This is a genomic window from Desulfobotulus sapovorans DSM 2055 (assembly GCF_059569355.1).
In genome coordinates, this window is the sequence record NZ_JCANVJ010000002.1 from 153666 (window position 1) to 174126 (window position 20461).

Genomic DNA, 20461 nt, shown 5'->3' on the forward strand with positions numbered 1-20461 from the left:
TGACGGCCCCTGTTTTTCTGACAAGAAGAAACCGTGCAGCCCATACCGGAAACGGCAAGGCTTCTGGCGATGGATCCTGACGGCTCTTTGCTTTATGGGGACTGGGGTTTTCATTTCTCTTCCGGGCTTTGACCTTGCCCTCGCTCAGCCCGTAGCCTGGGGAGGAAAATGGCGTACCCTCGTAAGCCCCCATTTTGAGCTTCATTTTCAGGAAGAGTTGCGGGATCTGGCCCAGCGCTGTCTCGTCATCGCAGAGGATGTGCACAGGGAGCTTCTTCCCCATTTCCGGTCTCAGCCCGCAGCACCTGTGCACATGGTACTGAGCGATGAGGTGGATTTTGCCAATGGCTGGGCAACGGTGCTGCCCTTTGCCCAGATCCGTCTTTTTGTGTCCCGGCCCGAGGATGCCGCCACTCTGGAACGCTATGATGAGTGGATGCGTATCCTGATCCGCCATGAGTATGTTCATATTCTTCATATGGAAATGGGAAAGGGCTTTGTATCCGTTGGCCGCAACATCTTTGGCCGCCTTCCCCTGTTTTTTCCCCATGCCCTTACCCCGACCTTTCTTCTGGAAGGGCTGGCCGTTTATTTTGAGGGGTATGGTGAAGAGGGGGCGGGCCGTCTGCATGGCAGCCATTATGAAGCGCAGATGCGGCAGGAAATTGTGGAAAACCGCTGGAAGAGCCTTTCCCAGGTGGTGGCGGATCTGCGGGAATGGCCTCTGGGCAAGGCCTATCTTTACGGTGCATTTTTTGTAGACTATCTGGCAAGGGAATACGGAGAAGATGCCATTTTTGAGTTTCTCTACCGCCAGAGCGGGGAGCTGATCCCCTTTTTTACGCTCAATGCCCAGGCCCGGCGGGTATTCGGGAAAAACTTTCCCGGCCTGTGGGAGGATTTCAGGCAGGATATGGTTTCAAGGTTTTCGGAAGAAGCTCCGGAAACCGTTCTGGCAGGGGAGATGCGGCCTTCCGGAAATTTTTTTATGCAGGTGGCAGCTTCCCGGGGGGATGCCTTTTACCTTGTGGAAGACTCCGGGGAAGACCGGCGTCGTCTTTTCCGCTATGGGGGAGGCACCCGAAAGGCTGAAATTTTCACGCGCTCCCTGGCGGATCTCAGCATCCGGGAAGATGGCTGCATGGCTGCCACCCGCATAACAGGCCGGGCAGATGGCCGTTTTTTCCATGATGTCTTTTTCCATGAAGCTTCCGGTGGATGGCGGCGGCTGACCTACGGTATGCGGTTTAAAAGGGTACGCTGGCTTCCTGGGGAAGAGGCCCTGCTGGTGAGTCGGCAGGAAGGGGGGATCAGCGAACTGCACATTCTGGATTTAAAGGGGCAGAGTCGGCTTGTATGGCAGGGAAAGGAGGGAGAGGTGCTGGCCGCCTTTGATGTGGCAGGGGAAAAGGGGCCGGTGGTCGCAGCTCTGAAGCGGCCGGGTCTGGGCTGGAACCTTGAACTGCTGGATCTTGCTGCCCAAAGCTGGCAGCCCCTGACCCGAACCCCTGAAGTTGAGAACGAGCCCCAGTTTCTGCCCGATGGCCGCATCCTCTTCAGTGCGGATTATGGGGGAACCTACAACATTCATGTACTGGATCCGGAAACGGGCTGGGTGGAACAGTGGACGGATGTTTCCGGAGGGGCCTTTCGTCCCAGGTGGGCGGGCAGGGAGGGGCTTTTCTATCAGGCCTATACGGCAGAAGGGTATCGGCTTTTCCAGGTTCAGCATCCTCAGCCCCTGCGGGCTTTTTCCGTTGAAGACAAGCCCCTGTCCAGACAGTCTTCCCCGATACTTTCCGGCTCTTTTCCCTTGATCAGGGAAAAAAATTACAGTCCCTGGCCCAGCCTCAAGCCCCGGTACTGGTTTCCGGTGTGGCAGTTTGACGGCGATTCCGGGCAGATCGGGATACAGACCGGCGGCAACGATGCTCTGGGCCGTCATGTCTATCTGTTTTCAGGAACCTTTGATGTGAAAAATGATCTCACCAACGGACAGCTGGTCTATGGATATGACAACCGCTGGTCCCTGATGCTGGAACGCAGTCACCGTTTTTCTGAACGGTCTCTGGGAGAGGGGACTCTGAAGTACACCCTTCGCAAGGATGAAGTCACTCTCCAGCGCAGTCACCTGCTGAGTTTTTTTGAAGACCGGATGAGCCTGCATGCAGGCCTTGTCCATGAACGGGAAAGTCTTCTTGATTTTCCCTTTCCAGTGCGCAGAAAGGATACGGAAACTTCCCTTGCGGGGCTGGGACTCACCTTTGAGGATGAGGAAATGTACCTCAATGTTCCGGGGATCGGCTGGGGCCTGTACGCTGATCTTGCGGTGGAATCCAACGATCTCTTGCCCGGAGATTACAGGGGCCTTGTGGTGCAGTCCCGGATCAGGAAAATCTGGGATCTTCCGGGTCGCTCCACCCTGGGTATCCGTCTTGCCGGAGGCCATGGGGATGAGGAGGCAAGGCCTTTTTATATTGGTGGGGTGCAGGCTCTGGGAGACAGGGATCTTTTTGGCAGGGAGGAAGCGGAGTTGCGCGGTTATCCCAGATCCGTACAGCGGGGAGACCGTTATTTTACCCAGCGCATTTTCTTTAATCCCTGGCTTTACCGGGTGGAACGGAATCTCTCTCTGATGCCTCTTGGTATGGGCGATCTTTCCGCAAGCCTGTTTCTGGACTCCGGAAGTGCCTGGCGGCAAGGGGAAAGCATGCATCAGCTGACGGGTCTGGGGCTGGAGTTTCGCATGGATCTTCTTCTTGCCTACCACCTCCGGGTTCCCCTGATCCTGGGATATGCCAGGGGACTGGATGCGGATCTTGGGGAAGATCAGTTTTATACGGCGCTGGGGTTTGTGTTTTAAGCTTTTCAGAAGTTCACTGTGCCGGAGCCAGGGTCATCTTCCAGGGCCTCAATGCGTTCCTTCAGGGGGGGGTGGGTATAGTGGAAAAAAACATACAGGGGGTGGGGAGCAATATTGGCCAGATTGTCCTTTGCCATGCGCAGCAGGGCTTTTTGCAGGCCTTTTCCGGAACCGGTGCTTTTTCTCGCAAAGGCATCGGCACTGTATTCGGCTCTGCGGGAAAGGGTACTGGACAGGGGAGAAAGAATCAGGGCTGCGGGTGTCCAGAAGAGGATCAGGAGAAAAAGTCCTGCATGGGCACTGGCCTGTTCAAAGGAAAAGACCTGATACAGAAAGGGCCAGGCGAGAAGTTTTCCCGCAAGGGCCAGAAAAAGAAAGGCGATACAGCCGAAGAAAAAAACCTGACGCGGGAGATGACGGAACTTCCAGTGTCCGATCTCATGGGCAAGGATGGCGAGAATTTCTTCTTCCGGATGTTTTTCCAGAAGGGAATCGTACAGTACCACCCTGCGACTGCGCCCCAGCCCTGTCATGTAGGCATTGGTGTGGGCCGTTCTCCGGGAAGCGTCCATGACCAGCACATCCCGTACATCAAGTCCCGTTTCTTTGCATAGCTGAAAAATCCTTTCCCTCAGGGAACCTTCGGGGAGAGGGGTGAAGGTATTGAAGAGGGGAGCAATACAGAGAGGATAGACAAAGATCATGAGAACCTGAAATCCCATGATAAGGGCAAAGGCAAGAATCCACCAGGAGGATCCGGCAAAGAGAAAACTGGCCAGAACGGCGGCAAGAAGGGGGGTTCCCAGAACCAGGGAAAGAAGAAATCCTTTGATCTGATCCTGTCCCCATATTCTGGGCGTTTTGGTGCTGAAACCGTGTCGTTTTTCCACGATAAAGGCATGGGCCCAGTCAAAGGGAAGACTGGCAAGGAGGGAGACCAGACCCAGAATCCCCATAAAAAGAAGCCCGGCAAGGAGGGGAGGAAGGGGGTGTACCAGGCGATCCAGGGCCTGTATCCATCCGGACAGCAGGGCTGTTATCAGAAGAAGATCCGCCGTGATGCGGTGCAGGGTGCTGAAGCGGTTGCGATCCGAGGCATAGCGCCGCATTTTTTCCACACCTTGCTGATCCAGGGTTCCCTGGAACACCTCAGGGATGCGTTTTCCCATACGGGCCTGATGGCGGTCGTTGGACCAGACAAGAAAATGCTCAAAAACTGACGCCGCAAGGTAGGGCAGCAGAAATAACAGGATGAGAGGCTCTGAAACCATGAACACTCCTGAGAAAAATTTTTCTGAAGTTTTGTTTTCAGTATGGCAAGGCTCCTGCCATGATACAGGCATGTACCTTGCCTGCAAGGAAAAACCATGCTAATTTCATTGCGCTGTTTTGTCCATATGGAAATCCTGCCCGTATGATAGCGCATCCTTAAAAAAACCTATCAGGAAAACACCTCACCTGCTGGAGAGTCCCGTGAAGCAATATCTGGTAGATGGCCTGGGTATCCAGGACACCCATCGTCTGAAGAAGGTTCTGGATGTCCGTCTGGGAACGCGCGTACTGGAAGCGATTTACTGGGTTCCGGTACCCGAGGCCGTGCTGACCCCCATCCAGAAAGCCCATGCGGAATGTGCCCCCCATGTGGTGGCCCTTCTTCTTGAGGAAGGACGCATTTCCTGTGAATTTCTCATCAGAACCATGAAAGTCATTCGTTGCGATTGCATGGCCTATGCCACAGCGGAGCAGCGAATCTGGATCATGGACATGGTGGATGATCTCCTTGGAGAAGCTTCTGTGATTGCCTGAGCGTATTCTTGCTGGAATGGGAAAGAAAATTTCGTAAAAATACGGAATTCTGACGGGCTTATTCCTTTATTTTTCTTTTTGGAGAACCATCTGTATGCTGAAGATTATTCCCCTTGGCGGGCTTGGAGAAATTGGACTGAACATGATGGTCTTTGAACATGGGGAGGATCTGTTCATACTGGATGCAGGCCTCATGTTTCCGGAAGATTACATGCTGGGTGTGGATATTGTGATCCCGGACATGGAGTATATCCGGGGGAATATGCATAAGGTGAGAGCCGTTGTCATCACCCATTCCCATGAAGATCACATCGGTGCCCTGCCCTATCTCCTTAAGGATCTGCGTGTTCCGGTTTACGGAACCGCTTTTACCATTGGCATGATCCGCCACAAACTCGAAGATTTTGACTATCCCATAGACCCGGATCTCCGGGTAATCTGTCCTGGCAATGTGCTGGATATCGGTGTTTTTTCCATAAAGTTTATCCGTGTCAGCCACAGTACCGTGGACGGGGTGGGGCTGGCCATCCGGACGCCCCAGGGCCTTGTGGTACATACGGGAGATTTTCGTATCAACCACAATTCTGTGGATGGCATGGTCACGGATGTAAATGCCTTTGCCCTCTGCGGAGAAGAAGGGGTTCTTGCTCTCCTCTCGGACTCGACCAACGTGGAAAAGGAAGGCTATACCATTTCCGATGAGACCGTAGGCCGTACCCTGGAACAACTGATCCTGGATGCACCGGGACGGGTGATCGTGGCCCTTTTTGCCTCTAACGTGGCCCGTATCCAGCAGATCATTGAAATTGCCAGAAAAGACAATTTCCGTGTCATTTTCAATGGTCGCAGTATGGAGTTGAGTGTCCGGGTAGCGCGGGAACTGGGATACCTGTCCATTCCTGAAGGTATGGAGATGGATCTTGCCCATCTTTCCCAGAGAACAGATGAAAAGGTCATCATGATCACCACGGGCAGTCAGGGAGAGCCCATGAGTGCCCTGTCCCGGATGGCCGAGGGCAACCATAAACAGATCCGCATCCGGGAGGGAGATACGGTCATCCTTTCCTCCAAATCCATTCCGGGCAATGAAAAGGCCATCACGGCGATCATCAACAGCCTGTACCGCAGAGGGGCCAATGTCATCTACAACAAGATGGCAGATGTCCATGTGTCCGGCCATGCCTTTCGCGAAGAGCTGAAGCTGATGATGAACCTCACCCGTCCCCGCTACTTTATTCCTGTGCATGGGGAATACAGACATCTGGTGCATCATGCCCGTCTGGCCGTTGAAACGGGGATTCCCAGAGAGAGGGTGCTGCTTGCTGAAAACGGACAGACCATTCTCTTTGATGATAAGGGCGGACGCATGGGCAGCACTGTCCATACGGGCAGAATTCTCATTGATGGCAAGGGCGTCGGAGATGTGGGACGCAGCGTTCTCCGGGAGCGCAGGATTCTTTCCGAAGACGGTATTGCCGTTGTCACCATGGTGATTGACCAGGAAACCGGGGTGGTGCTTTATGGCCCTGAGCTGATTTCAAGAGGCTTTGTGTTCTGGACGGAAACGGGTCATGTGCTGGATGACGCCCAATGTGTCATTCTGGAAATTGTGGAGGATGTGGGGCCGGATGTTGCCAACCGGGTGGAGATCATTAAAGCCAGACTGCAAAAAGCCCTGCGCCAGTATTTTTATTTTGCCATCCGCAGAAGACCTATTATCCTTGCCCAGATTTTTGAGGTCTGATTTCAAAGGTCAAGCGGAGTTTCCCCATGCGACGGGACTTTATCATACTGGTTCTTATCTTTGCGGCCCTTTTTGTTTTTGGAAGCCTTGCCAGTTTTCATCCTGAAGATCCTTCCATCCTGCATGCTTCAGGAGATCCCCAGGTACACAATTTTTTCGGCCTTGCAGGTGCCTGGGTGGGAGGTTTTCTGATGGGATGTTTTGGCGTTGGGGCTTTCTGGCTGCCTCTGCTTATGGGAGAAAGTATCCGGAGGCTTGTCAAGAATCAGCTTCATCCCTTTTCACCTTTTTTTCGGGCTCTTGGCGGCCTCATGCTCATTCTGTCCACCGGTGCCCTGGGAAGCGGACTTTTATCCATGGAAGGCCGTTTTGGTGAAAAGAGCCTGGTGGCGGGGTTGTTCCGGGATTTTCTCAATTATTACGCCAAGGCTGAAGGGGCTGTTCTGGTACTTTGTTTTTTACAGCTCTCAGGCCTTATGCTGGCAACGGGTATCCGGCCGGGAGTTCTTGTCAGGGGCTGCGCCAGGGCCGGGCTGCTTTTATGGGTCTGTTTGAAGGCCATTCCTGGTTTTTTTATTCGGCTGGGAAAAAAAAATGGCCGCTTCAGAAGTCGTCTGCGACCTGCACCCGCCCCCCCGAAAAAAGAAATTCCTGTTATAGACAAAGTATCTTCCCGGAATGCCCAGGACAGTCTCCCGCCTGCCAGCCTGCCTGCCACGCCATCCGGCCCTGTCATTGCATCCCGTCTCCCCGTGAAACTGAAAAGCAGACCCTGTCCGGTTCAGGAAGAACTTCCCCTGCATCCTGCCGGAAAGTTTTCGCTGCCCTCTCTGGATCTTCTGGACAAAATCCCTGAAAACATCAGCCCTGTGGATGAAAACTTTCTCAAGACCCAGTCGGATATCCTTGAAAAAAAACTCTCGGATTTTGGTGTTCAGGGCCGAGTCGTAACGGTAACCCCCGGCCCTGTCATCACCACCTTTGAATACCAGCCTGCTCCGGGTATCAAGATCAGCAAGGTGACCAACCTTGCCGATGATCTGGCCCTTGCCCTGAGGGCCTTAAGTATACGCATTGTGGCTCCCATTCCCGGAAAGGCAGCCATCGGCATTGAGGTTCCCAATGTGGTACGGGAAATGGTTCATTTTCGGGAAATTGTGGTTTCAGAATCTTTCAGAAAAAATCCTTCTCCCCTCACAGTCTGTCTTGGAAAGGATATTGTGGGCCTTCCCGTGGCTGTGGAAATGGACCGTATGCCCCATCTGCTCATTGCAGGTGCAACGGGAGCGGGAAAGAGTGTCGGTCTCAATGTCATGATCACAAGTCTCCTCTTCAAGGCAAGTCCGGAAGAGGTGAAGCTCATCATGATTGATCCCAAGCGCATTGAGCTGTCGGTTTACGACGGCATCCCCCACCTCATCACCCCCGTTGTCACGGACATGAAAAAAGCCACTTCCGCTCTTTTCTGGGCTGTCAAGGAAATGGAAAGGCGCTATGAACTGCTGGCATCCTTCAGATGCCGCAACATTGGCCAGTACAATGAAAAGGTGAGACCTGCGCCGCAGGCAGCGGACACCGATACGGTACCCGAAGGGGAGACTGCACCGGAAGAAAAACTGCCTTATATTGTTATTATCATTGATGAACTTGCAGATCTCATGATGGTGGCTTCCAAAGATGTGGAAGTGGCCCTGGCCCGTCTGGCCCAGATGGCCAGGGCTTCGGGAATTCACATTGTCCTCGCGACCCAGAGACCTTCTGTGGATGTGCTCACCGGTGTTATCAAGGCCAATTTTCCCACCCGCATGGCGTTTCAGGTTTCTTCCCGCATCGACTCCAGAACCGTACTGGATACGGGAGGGGCGGAGGCCCTGCTCGGCAACGGGGACATGCTTTTTGTCCCGCCCGGAACCGCCCGTTTGCAGCGGATACATGGGGCGTATATCGGAGAAGAGGAGCTGATGCGGATTCTCAGTTTTCTGAAGGCCCAGGGGACGCCCGAATACATTGCTGAAGTAACGGAAATTTCTGCTGGCGGAGAGAATACCGGAGAAGAAGGGGAGGGGGATGCCATGGATCCCCGCTATGATGAAGCCCTCGCTTTGGTGGCACGCACCCGTCAGGCATCCATTTCCATGGTGCAGCGTCACTTACGTATCGGCTACAACCGGGCAGCACGCATTATTGAATCCATGGAACAGGAAGGGGTGATCGGGCCTGCGGATGGTGCGCGTCCCAGAGAGGTTCTTGTTCCCAATCTGGAAGCCATGTAATGGGAACGTTTGCAGATATACCGGAGGATTTCCTTGCGAATCCGTCCAACAAACCGAGATTAAAGTGAAGGGATGTCTTTGTGTACAACATTGATCTGATTGAAAAAACAAAGGGCTTTATGGATCCTGAAGAGGGAGAACGTCTGTTTCGGCTGGCCCTGAAAGCCAGTCAGCAGGGGCCCTGCCTTGAAATCGGCAGCTACTGCGGCAAATCCGCCCTGTACATGGGGCCTGCCTGCCGTAGCAACGACAGTATCCTCTATTCCATTGACCATCACAGGGGAAACGAGGAACAGCAGCCTGGTGAGTTTTATCATGATACGGATCTTGTGGATCCCAGAACCGGGCGCATGGATACCCTCTTTTTTTTCCGGAACACCCTGGCGGCAGGGGATCTGGAGCATACGGTGGTGCCCCTTGTTGGTGCATCCGCCCACATTGCCCGTTTCTGGTCAACCCCTCTGGCTTTGGTCTTCATTGATGGCGGACATACCTTCAAAGCTGCTTTTACGGATTACATCAGCTGGGTTTCCCATATTCAGCCCGATGGTTTTCTGGTGGTTCATGATATTTTTGAGCATCCCGAAGAGGGGGGGCAGGCCCCATGGTATGTGTATGAAACGGCAAAAAAATCCGGACTTTTTGAAGAACTCGAACGTACAAAAACTCTGGGTGTACTGCGCCGTTACCGACCCGGTGACCTGCCTGCGGATCTTCCTGCATAAGACCTTTTTTGACTGATTACTCCGTTGTCTCAGCAAGGGTTCCCATGTTCCGGCATGGGAACGCCGCAAGGGGCCTTCAGTGTCTGGCGAGGCCTGCACGGTTTCTGGATATCCCCCAGCTTTTTGGTTCTGATAGTTCCGCCTTTACGATGGTGGAAAAATTCGTAGAATTTTACCCGGAAAAACGGAGAAGGAATTGAAAACAGACCAGGAAGTGAGCGGCAAGGATCTCGATGAACTGAAGGCCCTCGGCTGGGGAGAATTTTGGAACCGCATGATGCCATGTGAAGCGGAAAGTGGTGTTGCCCGTGTTGTGGCTGTGGATCGTGGCGATATGCTTCTCCTTGTGGATGCCACAGGGGTTTTCAGGGCGAAACTTGCGGGCAATTATCGTCACCGTCATCTTTTTTCCCATGAGAGGCCCTGTGTGGGAGACTGGGTGTGTGTGGAGAAATCTTCTTCCGATGGCCCTTCTGTAGTGCATACGCTCCTGGAACGGAAAACGTTTCTGCGGAGAAAAGCTGTGGGAAACGCCATCGACTATCAGATGATCGCAGCCAACGTGGACTGTGTGATGATCGTTCAGTCCTGTCATCTGGATTTTAATCTGAAGCGGCTGGAGCGGTATCTGGTAATGGTGATGGACGGCGGGGCAATGCCCTGCATCCTGCTCACGAAAACCGATCTTGTGACCCCGGAAGTCCTTTCGGATCAGGTGGCGGCCATTCATGCTGCGGGCATCCGTGCGCCGGTTCACACCTTAAGCAACGTGACAACAGAAGGCGTGGCAGCACTGCATGAACGGCTTCTGCCCGGAAAAATCTATTGTTTTGTGGGCTCTTCCGGTGTTGGCAAAAGTACGCTGATCAACGGCCTGATCGGCCGGGAGATGCAGGAAACCCAGGCTGTCAGCGAGACAGGCGAAGGAAAGCACACCACGGTTCGTCGTGAGCTGATCCGCCTTGAAGGCGGTGCGCTGGTGATCGACAACCCTGGAATGCGGGAGTTCGGCATTCTGGCTTCGGACGCTGGCATCGGGAGCGGATTTTCCGATATCACGGATCTTGCTCCCCTTTGCCGGTATCGGGATTGCACGCATACGGACGAGCCGGACTGCGCGGTTCTCAGCGCCCTGCACAGGGGAGAGATCTGTCAGGATCATTTTGACAACTACGTGAAGCTCAAAGCCGAGTCCGGATTCAATCAGCTTTCCTATGCGGAAAAACGAAAAAAAGACCGGGATTTTGGCAGGTTCATCAAGTCCGTTAAAAATAAGGATAAGAGCTTGAAAAACGGGCGGTGATTCTGGTTGGGCTTGCCCATAAACTGACAACCCAAACTTTTTTTCAACCTATGGGGATGAATCCATGACAACAACCATGATGATCGCAGTTGTCGGCCCGTTTTTTCTGCTTTTCCTGTTTTTTGTGCTCATCTACAACGGCTTCATCAGGCTCAGAAACCAGTGCGAGGAAGCCTTTGCCACCATGGATGTCTATCTCAAGAAACGCTGGGATCTTGTTCCTAATCTTGTGACCTTGGTAAAGGGCTACGCTTCCCATGAAAAGGAAACCTTCAATCAGGTGATTGAGGCCAGGAACAGGGCCATGGACTCTGCTTCCATAGGGGAGCTTCAGAAAAACGAGAACGCCCTGGGTCAGGGGCTGAAAAACCTCCTTGCCCTGAGCGAGGCCTATCCGGATCTTAAAGCCAACGAGGGATTCACTAACCTTCAGAACCAGTTGCAGAACATTGAAACGGACATCCTTCAGGCCCGGAAATACTACAATGCCGTGGTCAAGGCCTTTAATACCAAACGGGAGCTTTTTCCCCAGTCCCTCATTGCTTTTCTGATGAAATTAAAGAAAAAGGAATATTTTCATATTGATGGATCCGAGCGGAGCACTGTTGAAATAAGCTTTGGGGTGACAACATGAGAATCATCTGCCTTGTGTTCGTTTTTTTTGCAGCTTTTATTCTTTCTTCCAGCGCCATGGAAGCCTTTGACATTGAAAACTATCACATCGATATGGAGGTGATGGAAACCAATGCCTATCACATCACCGAAATCATTGAGCTTGATTTCAGGGAGGAGCGGCGGGGGATCATCCGGGAGCTGCCCCTTTTTTTTGATCAGCAGCGGATCCGGATCCACTCCATCTCGGTTTTGTCTCACCCATACAAAATTATGAAAGAAAAGAGAAAAATTCTGATCCGCATCGGTGATCCGGACATTTTTCTTCATGGAAAACAGCGGTATGTGATCCGCTATGTCTATGATGTGGGCACGGATAATCTTAAGGATATGGATGAGTTCAACCACAACCTCATCGGTGTGGAGTGGGCAAGCCCCATTGCCTCGGCAAGCTTTGAGATCCGGCTTCCCAAACCCTTTCATGCCAAAGATGTGAATGTGACCTCAGGGCCCTATGGTTCCACAGACAGTACGGGTGTCACCTGGACCGTTGAGGGCACCCGTATCCGGGGCAGCATCAAAAAGCCCCTTGACAGTTATGAAGGACTCACGGTGGCACTGCCCCTTCCCGAAGGTTACTGGGTCGGAGCCAAACGGCACTGGCCTCCCATGAAGGAGCTCCTTCTGGGTTATCCCCTTTATGCCCTGATGCTTTTCCTGAGCTTTCTTTTGTGGTTTATAAAGGGCAGGGACAATCCTGTCATACCCGTGGTTGAATTCTGGCCGCCCGACAAAATGAACCCGGCGGAGATCGGTTATATCGTGGATGGCAGTGTTGATACCGAAGACGTTACCGCCCTGGTCATCCACTGGGCACAGCAGGGCTGCCTCAGCATTGAAGAACTTCCCGGAGCAAAGGGAAAAAAGGATGGCGGGCTGGTTCTCACGAAAATAAAGGATCTGGATAGTGAGGCAAAACCCTATGAAAAGAAAATGTTCCGGGAGATGTTCAAGCTTGGAAAAGATGGCCGGGTGACCACGGAGAATCTGAACCTGAAATTTTACGGCACCATCGCTGAGACCCAGCATGATGTGATGACCACATTTTCTGGCAATCCGGAAAAAGCCCTTTATGATGTGAAAAGCCAGACCGTGAAACTGGGAGGTCTTTATTTTTCCTCAGGCTTTGTTGTGGGATTTTTTGCCTTTATCCCCCTCTTTCTTATCACAACGGAGCTTGCCAAAGCCTTTGAACCTGAAAGCACGGACTGGGGTGTCGCCATCATGCGGTTCATGCTGGCATTTTTTGCCGTCATTTTTGTCATGGGGCCCATGGTCGCACTGGCAAAATTCTTAAGCGTAAAAGGGGGCGTGAAGAAAAAAGCCCTCCTCATCGCCACCCTGTATTTTGTTATTGTCTCGGCGGTGGGAATTGGTTTTGCCACGGTATATTTCACCGACATCCCGGTTATCCAATACCTTGCGGCCCTTGGAGCAACGGTTGGCGGCAGTTTCTTCATCGCTCTCATGCCGAAAAGAACGCCCTATGGCGACAAAATTCTGGGAAGGGTGCTGGGATTCAGGGAGTTCATTGAAAAGGCTGAAAAGGACAAGCTTGAAAGGATGTTTGAGTCCGACCCCCAGTATTTCTTCCGTATCCTCCCCTATGCCATTGTGCTGGGTCTCAGTACCCGGTGGTTCTCCTGTTTTGAGGGCATGGCCCTTGCCCCGCCTTCCTGGTACAGAGGGGGAGAGCAGAACCGCTTCGACACACGGGGGTTTGAAAGACGCCTCAACAATGACATGGTTTCCCTTACGCGCTGCATGAACGCAGCACCTGCTTCATCATCTTCTTCCAGCAGCAGCTCTGGAAGCAGCGGAAGTTCCTCTTCCGGCGGATTCTCCGGAGGCGGTTCCGGTGGCGGTGGGGGCAGGAGTTGGTAGGATGGAAATGATCCGAAAACATCAGCCCGCCTTGACATTTTTCCGGAATTAAAATGGCTTGTCAGAAAAATCAGGTCTTCTTAAGAATGCTTAGTTTTTTTAAACTCTTGTGCATCAAACGTGAGGGTAAAACTGCAAGCCGTAAAAAATATACCTCATTCAAGAAAATCCATGAGGATTGACACCGGATACTGAATTTGTTAATTTCTTTGGAATTAACGGGATGCCTCCCGGGTCGTTTTTTCCCCTTATTTTCCTAACTGCCTCGGATAATGACAGAAAACCGGAATGCGCTGATGGCATTCCGGATTCTCTTTTTTTTAAAGCCCTAAAGACGGATATGATACGCGACATGAAGACATTTTTGAGACCGGACACACCTTCTGGAAGCGGATTTCCCATTGCAAAGGCAGGCTATCCCTTTATTTTTCTTGCTGTTTTCATCACCTCTATTGCAGCCCTATCAGAATGGCACTGGCTCACGGTACCAGGACTTTGCGCAAGCCTTTTCTGTTTCTGGTTTTTCCGGGATCCGGATCGCGTGATTCCTGCAAATCCGGAAGCTTTGGTCTCCCCGGCAGACGGTAAAGTAGTGGTGGCCCGCAGGGTGGATTCCTATCCTTACGGAGAAGGCCCGGCTTTTCAGATCAGCATCTTCATGTCCGTCTTCAACGTACACGTCAACCGTATTCCCTTTGACGGTACGATTCGGGAAGTTCAGTATCATCCTGGCCGTTTTTTCAATGCCAGCCTCAACAAGGCTGCTACGGAAAACGAGCGGAATGCCATTCTCATTGAAACCCCTTCTGCTGGAAAATTCTGGACTGTGCAGGTTGCCGGACTCATTGCCCGCCGGATCATCTGCCATGTTCAGGAAGGTGATAGTGTATCCCGGGGAACCCGTTTCGGTCTTATCTGTTTCGGTTCCAGACTGGATCTTTATCTGCCGCCTGATTTCAATTGTGCCGTCCGGGAGGGGGAGCTTACCCAGGCTGGCACAACAACACTGGGGAGCATGCAATGATCAAAGGAAAAAAAATGAGTCGTGCCCGTAAAGGTGTCTATGTATTGCCCAACCTTTTTACTTCAATGAACCTCTTCTGTGGTTTTTATTCCGTTATCGCTGCCATCAATCAGAATTTTGAAAATGCAGCCATCTCTATTTTTGTGGCCATTGTCTTTGACATTCTGGATGGTAAGGTGGCACGGGCGACCAACACCACCAGCCGGTTTGGGGTGGAATATGATTCCCTTGCAGATCTGATTTCGTTCGGCCTTGCTCCCGGTCTTCTTATCTACCTCTGGGCCTTGCAGCCCATGGGACGTCTTGGCTGGCTTGCGGCTTTCCTTTTTACGGTCTGCGGTGCCCTGCGTCTGGCCCGATTCAATTCCATGACGGATTCTGCTCCGGGTAGTGACTTCACAGGGCTTCCCATTCCTGGGGCTGCTGCCATGGCGGCAACAACCCTGCTGCTGTGCGAGCGAACCCTGGTCAATTTTGTAGACTGGCCGGTTGTTCCCATGATCATGCTGTATTTTTTATCTTTTCTGATGGTCAGCAATATCCGTTACAGCAGTTTTAAAAAACACAGCCTTTTCAAACGTTTCAATTTTAATGTACTGGTGGCCTGTATTCTTATATTCGTTTTTATAGCAGCAGAACCTCCCGTTGCCCTTTTTCTGATTTCCCTTGCCTACGTTCTTTCCGGCCCTTTGGGGCTTCTGAACAGAGGCAGAGCACATCATGCCGATACTGTTTCTCTGGAGCATGATATCAAAGAAGATAAACTGAAGGGCTGATGATCTTTTTTAAAACCAGATAAGGATCCATCCCGAATCCGGATTGATGGTATTGGGGGTGGATCCCTCTTTTTTGCAATAAGGAGCCTCCCTTGAAACAGATGCTCCTAAACCTTAAGTACTGAAGGAGCCAAAGAAGTCTATGTCCCGGAAAATGTTCACTGTCGCAGTGGCTGGTGCCACAGGAGCCGTAGGAAATGAGATGATTCGTGGCCTGGAATCCCGTAACTTTCCGGTAAAAAACCTGAAGTTGCTGGCTTCAAAACGATCTGTGGGCCGGAGTCTGAAATATCTGGGAGACAACATTGCCATTGAGGAACTGACTGCGGACGCTTTCAAAGGCGTGGATATCGCACTTTTTTCCGCAGGAGGAGGCCCCAGCCTTGAATTTGCCCCCAAAGCTGCGGAAGCGGGCTGTGTGGTGGTGGACAATTCCAGTGCATGGCGTATGGATCCCGATGTACCACTGGTGGTTCCGGAAGCCAATGCTCACGCCATAGCAGGTTATACCAAAAAGGGGATCATCGCCAATCCCAACTGCTCCACCATCCAGATGCTGGTGGCTCTTGCTCCCATCCACCGCAAATATCCGATCCGGCGTATTGTGGTTTCCACCTATCAGGCCGTATCCGGAACCGGTAAAAAGGCCATTGACGAACTCTTTGACCAGACACGGGCCATGATCAACTTTCTTGATGTGCCACGTACGGTCTACCCGCATCGTATTGCCTTTAACTGTCTTCCTCATATTGATGTTTTTTTGGAAAATGGCTATACCAAGGAAGAAATGAAGATGGTGAATGAAACCCGCAAAATCCTTGAAGATCCGTCCATTGGTGTGACGGCGACAACGGTGCGGGTTCCCGTTTTTTATGCCCATTCCGAAGCGGTGAATGTGGAAACCCGTGCGCCTTTCACCATGGAGGATATCCGCTCTATCCTGAGTTCCGCTCCCGGAGTTCGGGTGCTGGATGATCCTGCAAACAATGTCTATCCCATGGCCGTGCAGGCTGCCGGACAGGATGATACCCTGGTCGGACGTATCCGGAAAGATGAATCCATAGAAAACGGTTTTAATCTCTGGGTTGTGGCGGACAATATCCGTAAGGGGGCCGCCACCAATGCCATACAGATCGCTGAACTGCTTGCAGAAAAATATCTGTAAGGGCCATAAAGTTTGAAATACACTACTTTCAGGAAGTATTTTTTCTGAAAATTCAATGCAGGCAATAGCTTACAAGGGGATGAAGCCTCTCACCGGTGTGCTGGCAAAGAGAAGCTTCATCTTCTTTACTTATGTTGTTGAACAAAAAACAGGAGTTTTAGAATTGGAACGCATCCCCATTACGAAAGAAGGGTATGAGCGCCTGAAAAAGGAGCTTGAACATCTCAAAAGCGTGGAACGGCCACAAACCATCAAGGCCATTGAAGTTGCCCGTGCCCATGGTGACCTTTCAGAAAATGCCGAATATGACGCGGCAAAGGAAAGGCAGTCCTTTGTTGAAGGCAGAATTTCTGAACTGAGTTACAAACTGGCCAATGCGGACATCATTGATCCAGCCAAGCTGTCCAAGGATAAAGTGGTATTTGGCTGTCGTATCCTTCTTGAAAATGTGGATTCCGGAGATGAGGTAACGTATCAGCTGGTAGGCCCCGATGAATCGGACATTGGAATGGGAAAAATTTCCGTTTCCTCTCCCCTGGGAAGGGCCATCTTGGGAAAAGTACCCGGGGATGAAGTCATTGTGGATGCTCCCGCTGGAAAACGATGTTATGAGCTTGTTCAGATTTTATAATTTCCATGAAAGGAGCCGGATATGGCGCGTGTAACCATCGAAGATTGCCTGAGCAAGGTACCCAACCGCTTTCAGCTTGTACACATGGCTGCAAAACGGGTTCGTCAGCTCCGGGAAGGATCCGAATATCTTGTACAGCGGGCAAAAAATGAAGACGTGGTCATGGCCCTTCGGGAAATTGCCGCAGGCCGGGTCGTTCAGAGTGAAGAGAGCCTTAAAAAAAAAGGTGAAAAATAAGCTTGCTGGAAAAGAACAAGCAGTACAGCAAAATTTCAAAAGCTGTGGGAGAAGCCGCTTTCCGGTATCAGATGTTTGATGCAGGAGAGCGCATTGCTGTAGGAATTTCCGGTGGTAAGGACAGCCTGACCCTTTTACGTATTCTGAAGGACAGACAGCGAATTTCCTCCCTCCCCTATACCCTGCATCCCATTTATGTGGATCCGGGTTTTGAGGGCGGCTTCCATCAGGAACTTGCGGATTGGTGTCAGGATCTGGGACTTGAGCTGACGCTGGAGCGAACCTCCCATGGCCTTCTGGCCCACAGCAGTGAAAACCGGAAGAAAAGCCCCTGTTTTCTCTGTGCCCTCCTACGGCGCAAGCGCCTTTTTGCCTTGTCCGAGAGTCTCGGGTGCCGCACTCTGGCTCTGGGACATACCAAAGATGATATTATCGAAACCCTTTTCATGAATATGTGCTACGCCGGAAAAATTGGCACCATGGTTCCCCGCCAGGATCTTTTCCATGGCAGGTTCCGTATTATCCGGCCCTTAAGCTTTGTGGATGAGCAACAGGTAATTCGGCTTACTCGAAATTTCCCAGAAATTTTCCCGGTTTTTACCAATCCCTGTCCCTCTGCGGGACAGACCAAACGCAAAGAGGTGAAGGATTTTCTTCACACCCTCTATCGTCAGGATAAGAAGATCAAAGGGAATATTTTCAGGTCGATGGCCAATGTGCGTATGGAGTATATGCTGCATCCACCCGTGAAGGAAGGGGAAAGGAACCCGTACGCGGGTTAGCGATCCGGAATGAAAGACGTACAGCGCCAGCGCGATGAGCGCAATCTTCCCATTGATAAGGTGGGCATCAAAAATCTGCGTTATCCCATTACTGTTCTGGACAGGGAAAAGGGACGGCAGCAGACCATAGCGGATATTTCCATGTATGTGGATCTGCCCCATGATGCCAAGGGAACCCACATGAGCCGCTTTGTGGAAATGTTGCATCTTTTCCGTGAGGAGGTTTCTCTCCGGTCTTTTTCCACTATCCTGCAGGAAATGCGGACGCTTCTGGAGGCAGCGAGTGCCCACATTGATATTACATTTCCCTATTTTATAGAAAAAAAAGCCCCGGTAAGCCGTGAGCCAGGTCTGATGGATTATAACTGCACCATATCCGGTTCCATTTCCGTTGAGGGAAAAACGGATCTGATCTCCACGGTTCGGGTTCCTGTCATGTCGGTCTGCCCCTGTTCCCTCGAGATCAGTGATATCGGTGCCCACACCCAGAGGGGGATGGTGACGGTCTCCGTACGTTTCCGGAAATTTTTCTGGATAGAAGCCCTGATTCAGCGTATTGAAGGCTGTGCTTCAAGCGATGTTTTTTCTGTACTGAAACGGGTGGATGAAAAAGCGGTGACGGAGCAGGCCTTCCGAAACCCCAAGTTTGTGGAGGACATTGTCCGGGATGTGGCCCTGTCACTGAAGGCTGATTCGAACATCACCTGGTTTTCCGTAAGTGCTGAAAATTATGAGTCCATTCATAATCACAGTGCCTTTGCCCAGATTGCCAGTGAGTCTTTGCAGGTGCTGTAAGTCTATATCCAAATCCTGTACAGGGTGGCAGGGGGATACCTGAAAAATATATGTTTTCAAGTTTTTATCATAAAATTTTTGCATGGTAAGAGAGGTTCACGGACAGAAAGCCGTTTCTCAGAAAAATGAGAGCCGTTTTCTGTCCGTTTTGTTTTCAGCTGCGGGGCATGAAACTTCCCCTGGCAAGGGCGTCGAAATACGGATTCCCATTGTCCGTTTTTTTACTGTCTGGTTTATCCAGCAGCACTGAACGGAACTTTTTTGCCAGTTCTTTTCCGTTTTCAACCCCAAACTGATCAAAGGGGTTGATTCCTTTCAAAAAGCCCGTATAAACGGTTCTCGCTTCCAGGAGAGCAAAAAAGCGACCGATATTTCTGGCTCCAAGATCGTCCAGAGTCAGAATGCTGGAAGGGGTATTGCCAGGGCAGAACTGTTCCAGCCGACCCTGACTGCGTCCCATGGCAAAGGCATTGGCCTGGGCCAGAAGGTTGATCCAGAGTTCTTCATGGGCTGTTAAGGCCTCGTGGCGGAGCGTTTCCCCTGGTGGGGGCTGGAGTACGCCGATAAATTCCAGAGGAATGGAACGTCCCTGATGCAGCATCTGAAAAAAAGAATGCTGGGCATCGGTGCCCGTATCTCCGAAACAGAGCATGGCCTGTTTTCCATGGGCAAGCGGTTCATCTGTTGCTGTCAAGGCTTTCCCCAGACTTTCCATATAAAGCTGCTGCATATGATCCGGAAATTTTCGAAGGGGATGGGCATAGGGAATCATGGTAAAGGCAGGATAGCCAAGATAATCCCCATTCCAGATATCGCAAAGTGCGATCAAAAGGGGGAGATTCTTTTCTTCCGGTGCTTCCATGGCGTGAAGATCCATCTCCCGGCATCCTTCAAGAAAGGTCTCCACTACCTCTGGCCCATAAACAAGGCTTAAGGGCAGACTGCCAACGGCAGAGCTTGCACTGTAACGTCCGCCGATGACATCAAACATATGAAAAACAGCCAGATAATCTCCGGCCTGATCGTCTCCGGGGCTGCCTTTAGCCGTAATGGCGATCTGATGCGATGGAACATGAAGCCCTGCTTTTTTCAGCCAGTGCCGCACCTGGCTGAGATTGACATGTACTTCCCGGGTGGTGAAGCTTTTTGAAATCACGATGACAAGGGTACGTGCGGGGTCAAGATCTCCCGTGACATGCAGGAAGGCATTGGGATCCACTGTGGAAAGAAAACGCAGAGCCATCCGCTGGGGATGACGTGCTGCGAGGGCTTCATGAAGGGCCTCTGTGCCCAATCGGGAACCACCGATTCCCAGAACAAGGGCGTGGGTGAAAGCCAGACCGCTGGAACCCCGAATTTCTCCGTTGTGCAGGGATCGGGTAAAGCGAAAAATCTTTTCATGGATATCCATAAGCTTTTCTGCGATTTCAGGGTACAAGGAAGACAGAACGCCCCTGGCTGCCGTATGCAGGGCTGCCCGTTTTTCCGTTGTATTGACCGGATGCCCCTGCACCATAGCCTGAAACTGCTCCCGTACGCCGTTTATCCGTGCAAAGTTCAGCAGGGTTTCGAAGATTTCCAGATCCAGTCTCTGGCGGGAAAGATCCAGGTGAAGTCCGCTACCCTGAAAAAAAAGGGCTCGGCTGCGTTCTGTATCCTCAAGAAGGACATTCAGATGGGAGGAAGGACGTTCCTGTTGTCTGGCCAGATTCTCAAGGGTGGTCTGCAATGGGAAGGTCATGGAAAAAGGCGCTCCTTTTTTATTGAAAAAGAATGTAAAC

At 51.6% G+C, this 20461-nt stretch carries 17 protein-coding genes; 15 read left to right on the plus strand and 2 right to left on the minus strand.

Annotation, left to right across the window (positions count from 1 at the left end; all coding sequences use genetic code 11):
* Window positions 1–94 precede the first annotated feature (94 nt).
* The gene (locus BR04_RS03360; RefSeq protein ID WP_496354576.1) at window positions 95–2863 is read left to right on the plus strand and encodes a TolB family protein; all 2769 of its coding nucleotides are present in this window, start codon (window positions 95–97) and stop codon (window positions 2861–2863) included.
* 5 nt (window positions 2864–2868) lie between these two features.
* On the opposite strand, the gene BR04_RS03365 is transcribed toward BR04_RS03360, so the two are convergent.
* Entirely contained in the window at window positions 2869–4134 is a 1266-nt protein-coding gene (locus tag BR04_RS03365; RefSeq protein WP_496354577.1) for a M48 family metallopeptidase, read from the minus strand.
* A gap of 202 nt (window positions 4135–4336) precedes the next feature.
* Between BR04_RS03365 and BR04_RS03370 the strand changes: the two genes are divergently transcribed.
* The 14 genes from BR04_RS03370 (at window position 4337) to folE2 (ending at window position 18680) form a co-directional block, all read left to right on the plus strand.
* Window positions 4337–4669, plus strand: a complete 333-nt coding sequence (locus BR04_RS03370) for a hypothetical protein (RefSeq protein ID WP_496354578.1) — start codon at window positions 4337–4339, stop codon at window positions 4667–4669.
* Between the two features lie 94 nt (window positions 4670–4763).
* A complete protein-coding gene (locus tag BR04_RS03375; protein ID WP_496354579.1) occupies window positions 4764–6413 on the plus strand; it encodes a ribonuclease J in 1650 nt (549 codons plus the stop codon).
* Between the two features lie 26 nt (window positions 6414–6439).
* Window positions 6440–8686, plus strand: coding sequence for a DNA translocase FtsK (locus BR04_RS03380; protein WP_496354580.1), 2247 nt, complete (start codon window positions 6440–6442; stop codon window positions 8684–8686).
* A gap of 80 nt (window positions 8687–8766) precedes the next feature.
* Entirely contained in the window at window positions 8767–9411 is a 645-nt protein-coding gene (locus BR04_RS03385; protein ID WP_496354581.1) for a class I SAM-dependent methyltransferase, read from the plus strand.
* 196 nt (window positions 9412–9607) lie between these two features.
* The gene (gene rsgA, locus BR04_RS03390) at window positions 9608–10714 is read left to right on the plus strand and encodes a ribosome small subunit-dependent GTPase A (RefSeq protein ID WP_496354582.1); all 1107 of its coding nucleotides are present in this window, start codon (window positions 9608–9610) and stop codon (window positions 10712–10714) included.
* Between the two features lie 64 nt (window positions 10715–10778).
* A complete protein-coding gene (locus tag BR04_RS03395) occupies window positions 10779–11348 on the plus strand; it encodes a LemA family protein (RefSeq protein ID WP_496354583.1) in 570 nt (189 codons plus the stop codon).
* Entirely contained in the window at window positions 11345–13270 is a 1926-nt protein-coding gene (locus tag BR04_RS03400; RefSeq protein WP_496354584.1) for a DUF2207 domain-containing protein, read from the plus strand. The genes BR04_RS03395 and BR04_RS03400 overlap by 4 nt, the downstream gene beginning before the upstream one ends.
* A 352-nt stretch (window positions 13271–13622) precedes the next feature.
* Window positions 13623–14294, plus strand: coding sequence for a phosphatidylserine decarboxylase family protein (locus BR04_RS03405; protein ID WP_496354585.1), 672 nt, complete (start codon window positions 13623–13625; stop codon window positions 14292–14294).
* Between the two features lie 14 nt (window positions 14295–14308).
* Window positions 14309–15070, plus strand: a complete 762-nt coding sequence (gene pssA, locus BR04_RS03410) for a CDP-diacylglycerol--serine O-phosphatidyltransferase (RefSeq protein ID WP_496354586.1) — start codon at window positions 14309–14311, stop codon at window positions 15068–15070.
* A gap of 142 nt (window positions 15071–15212) precedes the next feature.
* Entirely contained in the window at window positions 15213–16235 is a 1023-nt protein-coding gene (locus BR04_RS03415) for an aspartate-semialdehyde dehydrogenase (RefSeq protein WP_496354587.1), read from the plus strand.
* A gap of 163 nt (window positions 16236–16398) precedes the next feature.
* Window positions 16399–16866, plus strand: a complete 468-nt coding sequence (greA, locus tag BR04_RS03420; protein WP_496354588.1) for a transcription elongation factor GreA — start codon at window positions 16399–16401, stop codon at window positions 16864–16866.
* A gap of 21 nt (window positions 16867–16887) precedes the next feature.
* The gene (gene rpoZ, locus BR04_RS03425) at window positions 16888–17103 is read left to right on the plus strand and encodes a DNA-directed RNA polymerase subunit omega (protein WP_496354589.1); all 216 of its coding nucleotides are present in this window, start codon (window positions 16888–16890) and stop codon (window positions 17101–17103) included.
* Window positions 17104–17105: 2 nt separating this feature from the next.
* Window positions 17106–17885: a tRNA lysidine(34) synthetase gene (locus BR04_RS03430; protein ID WP_496354590.1), complete on the plus strand. Its 780-nt coding sequence runs from the start codon at window positions 17106–17108 to the stop codon at window positions 17883–17885.
* 9 nt (window positions 17886–17894) lie between these two features.
* Window positions 17895–18680 carry a GTP cyclohydrolase FolE2 gene (folE2, locus tag BR04_RS03435; protein ID WP_496354591.1) on the plus strand — a complete coding sequence of 262 codons (786 nt, stop codon included), beginning with the start codon at window positions 17895–17897 and terminating at the stop codon, window positions 18678–18680.
* A gap of 154 nt (window positions 18681–18834) precedes the next feature.
* On the opposite strand, the gene BR04_RS03440 is transcribed toward folE2, so the two are convergent.
* Entirely contained in the window at window positions 18835–20421 is a 1587-nt protein-coding gene (locus BR04_RS03440; RefSeq protein ID WP_496354592.1) for a phosphoglucose isomerase-related protein, read from the minus strand.
* Window positions 20422–20461 lie beyond the last annotated feature (40 nt).

Bases quoted from the DNA above. Each gene is read 5' to 3' on its own strand.
- BR04_RS03360 (WP_496354576.1), top strand. From the start codon at position 95: ATGGGGACTGGGGTTTTCATTTCTCTTCCGGGCTTTGACCTTGCCCTC.
- BR04_RS03365 (WP_496354577.1), bottom strand. From the start codon at position 4,134: ATGGTTTCAGAGCCTCTCATCCTGTTATTTCTGCTGCCCTACCTTGCG.
- BR04_RS03375 (WP_496354579.1), top strand. From the start codon at position 4,764: ATGCTGAAGATTATTCCCCTTGGCGGGCTTGGAGAAATTGGACTGAAC.
- BR04_RS03380 (WP_496354580.1), top strand. From the start codon at position 6,440: ATGCGACGGGACTTTATCATACTGGTTCTTATCTTTGCGGCCCTTTTT.
- BR04_RS03395 (WP_496354583.1), top strand. From the start codon at position 10,779: ATGACAACAACCATGATGATCGCAGTTGTCGGCCCGTTTTTTCTGCTT.
- BR04_RS03400 (WP_496354584.1), top strand. From the start codon at position 11,345: ATGAGAATCATCTGCCTTGTGTTCGTTTTTTTTGCAGCTTTTATTCTT.
- BR04_RS03405 (WP_496354585.1), top strand. From the start codon at position 13,623: ATGAAGACATTTTTGAGACCGGACACACCTTCTGGAAGCGGATTTCCC.
- pssA (WP_496354586.1), top strand. From the start codon at position 14,309: ATGAGTCGTGCCCGTAAAGGTGTCTATGTATTGCCCAACCTTTTTACT.
- BR04_RS03415 (WP_496354587.1), top strand. From the start codon at position 15,213: ATGTCCCGGAAAATGTTCACTGTCGCAGTGGCTGGTGCCACAGGAGCC.
- rpoZ (WP_496354589.1), top strand. From the start codon at position 16,888: ATGGCGCGTGTAACCATCGAAGATTGCCTGAGCAAGGTACCCAACCGC.
- folE2 (WP_496354591.1), top strand. From the start codon at position 17,895: ATGAAAGACGTACAGCGCCAGCGCGATGAGCGCAATCTTCCCATTGAT.
- BR04_RS03440 (WP_496354592.1), bottom strand. From the start codon at position 20,421: ATGACCTTCCCATTGCAGACCACCCTTGAGAATCTGGCCAGACAACAG.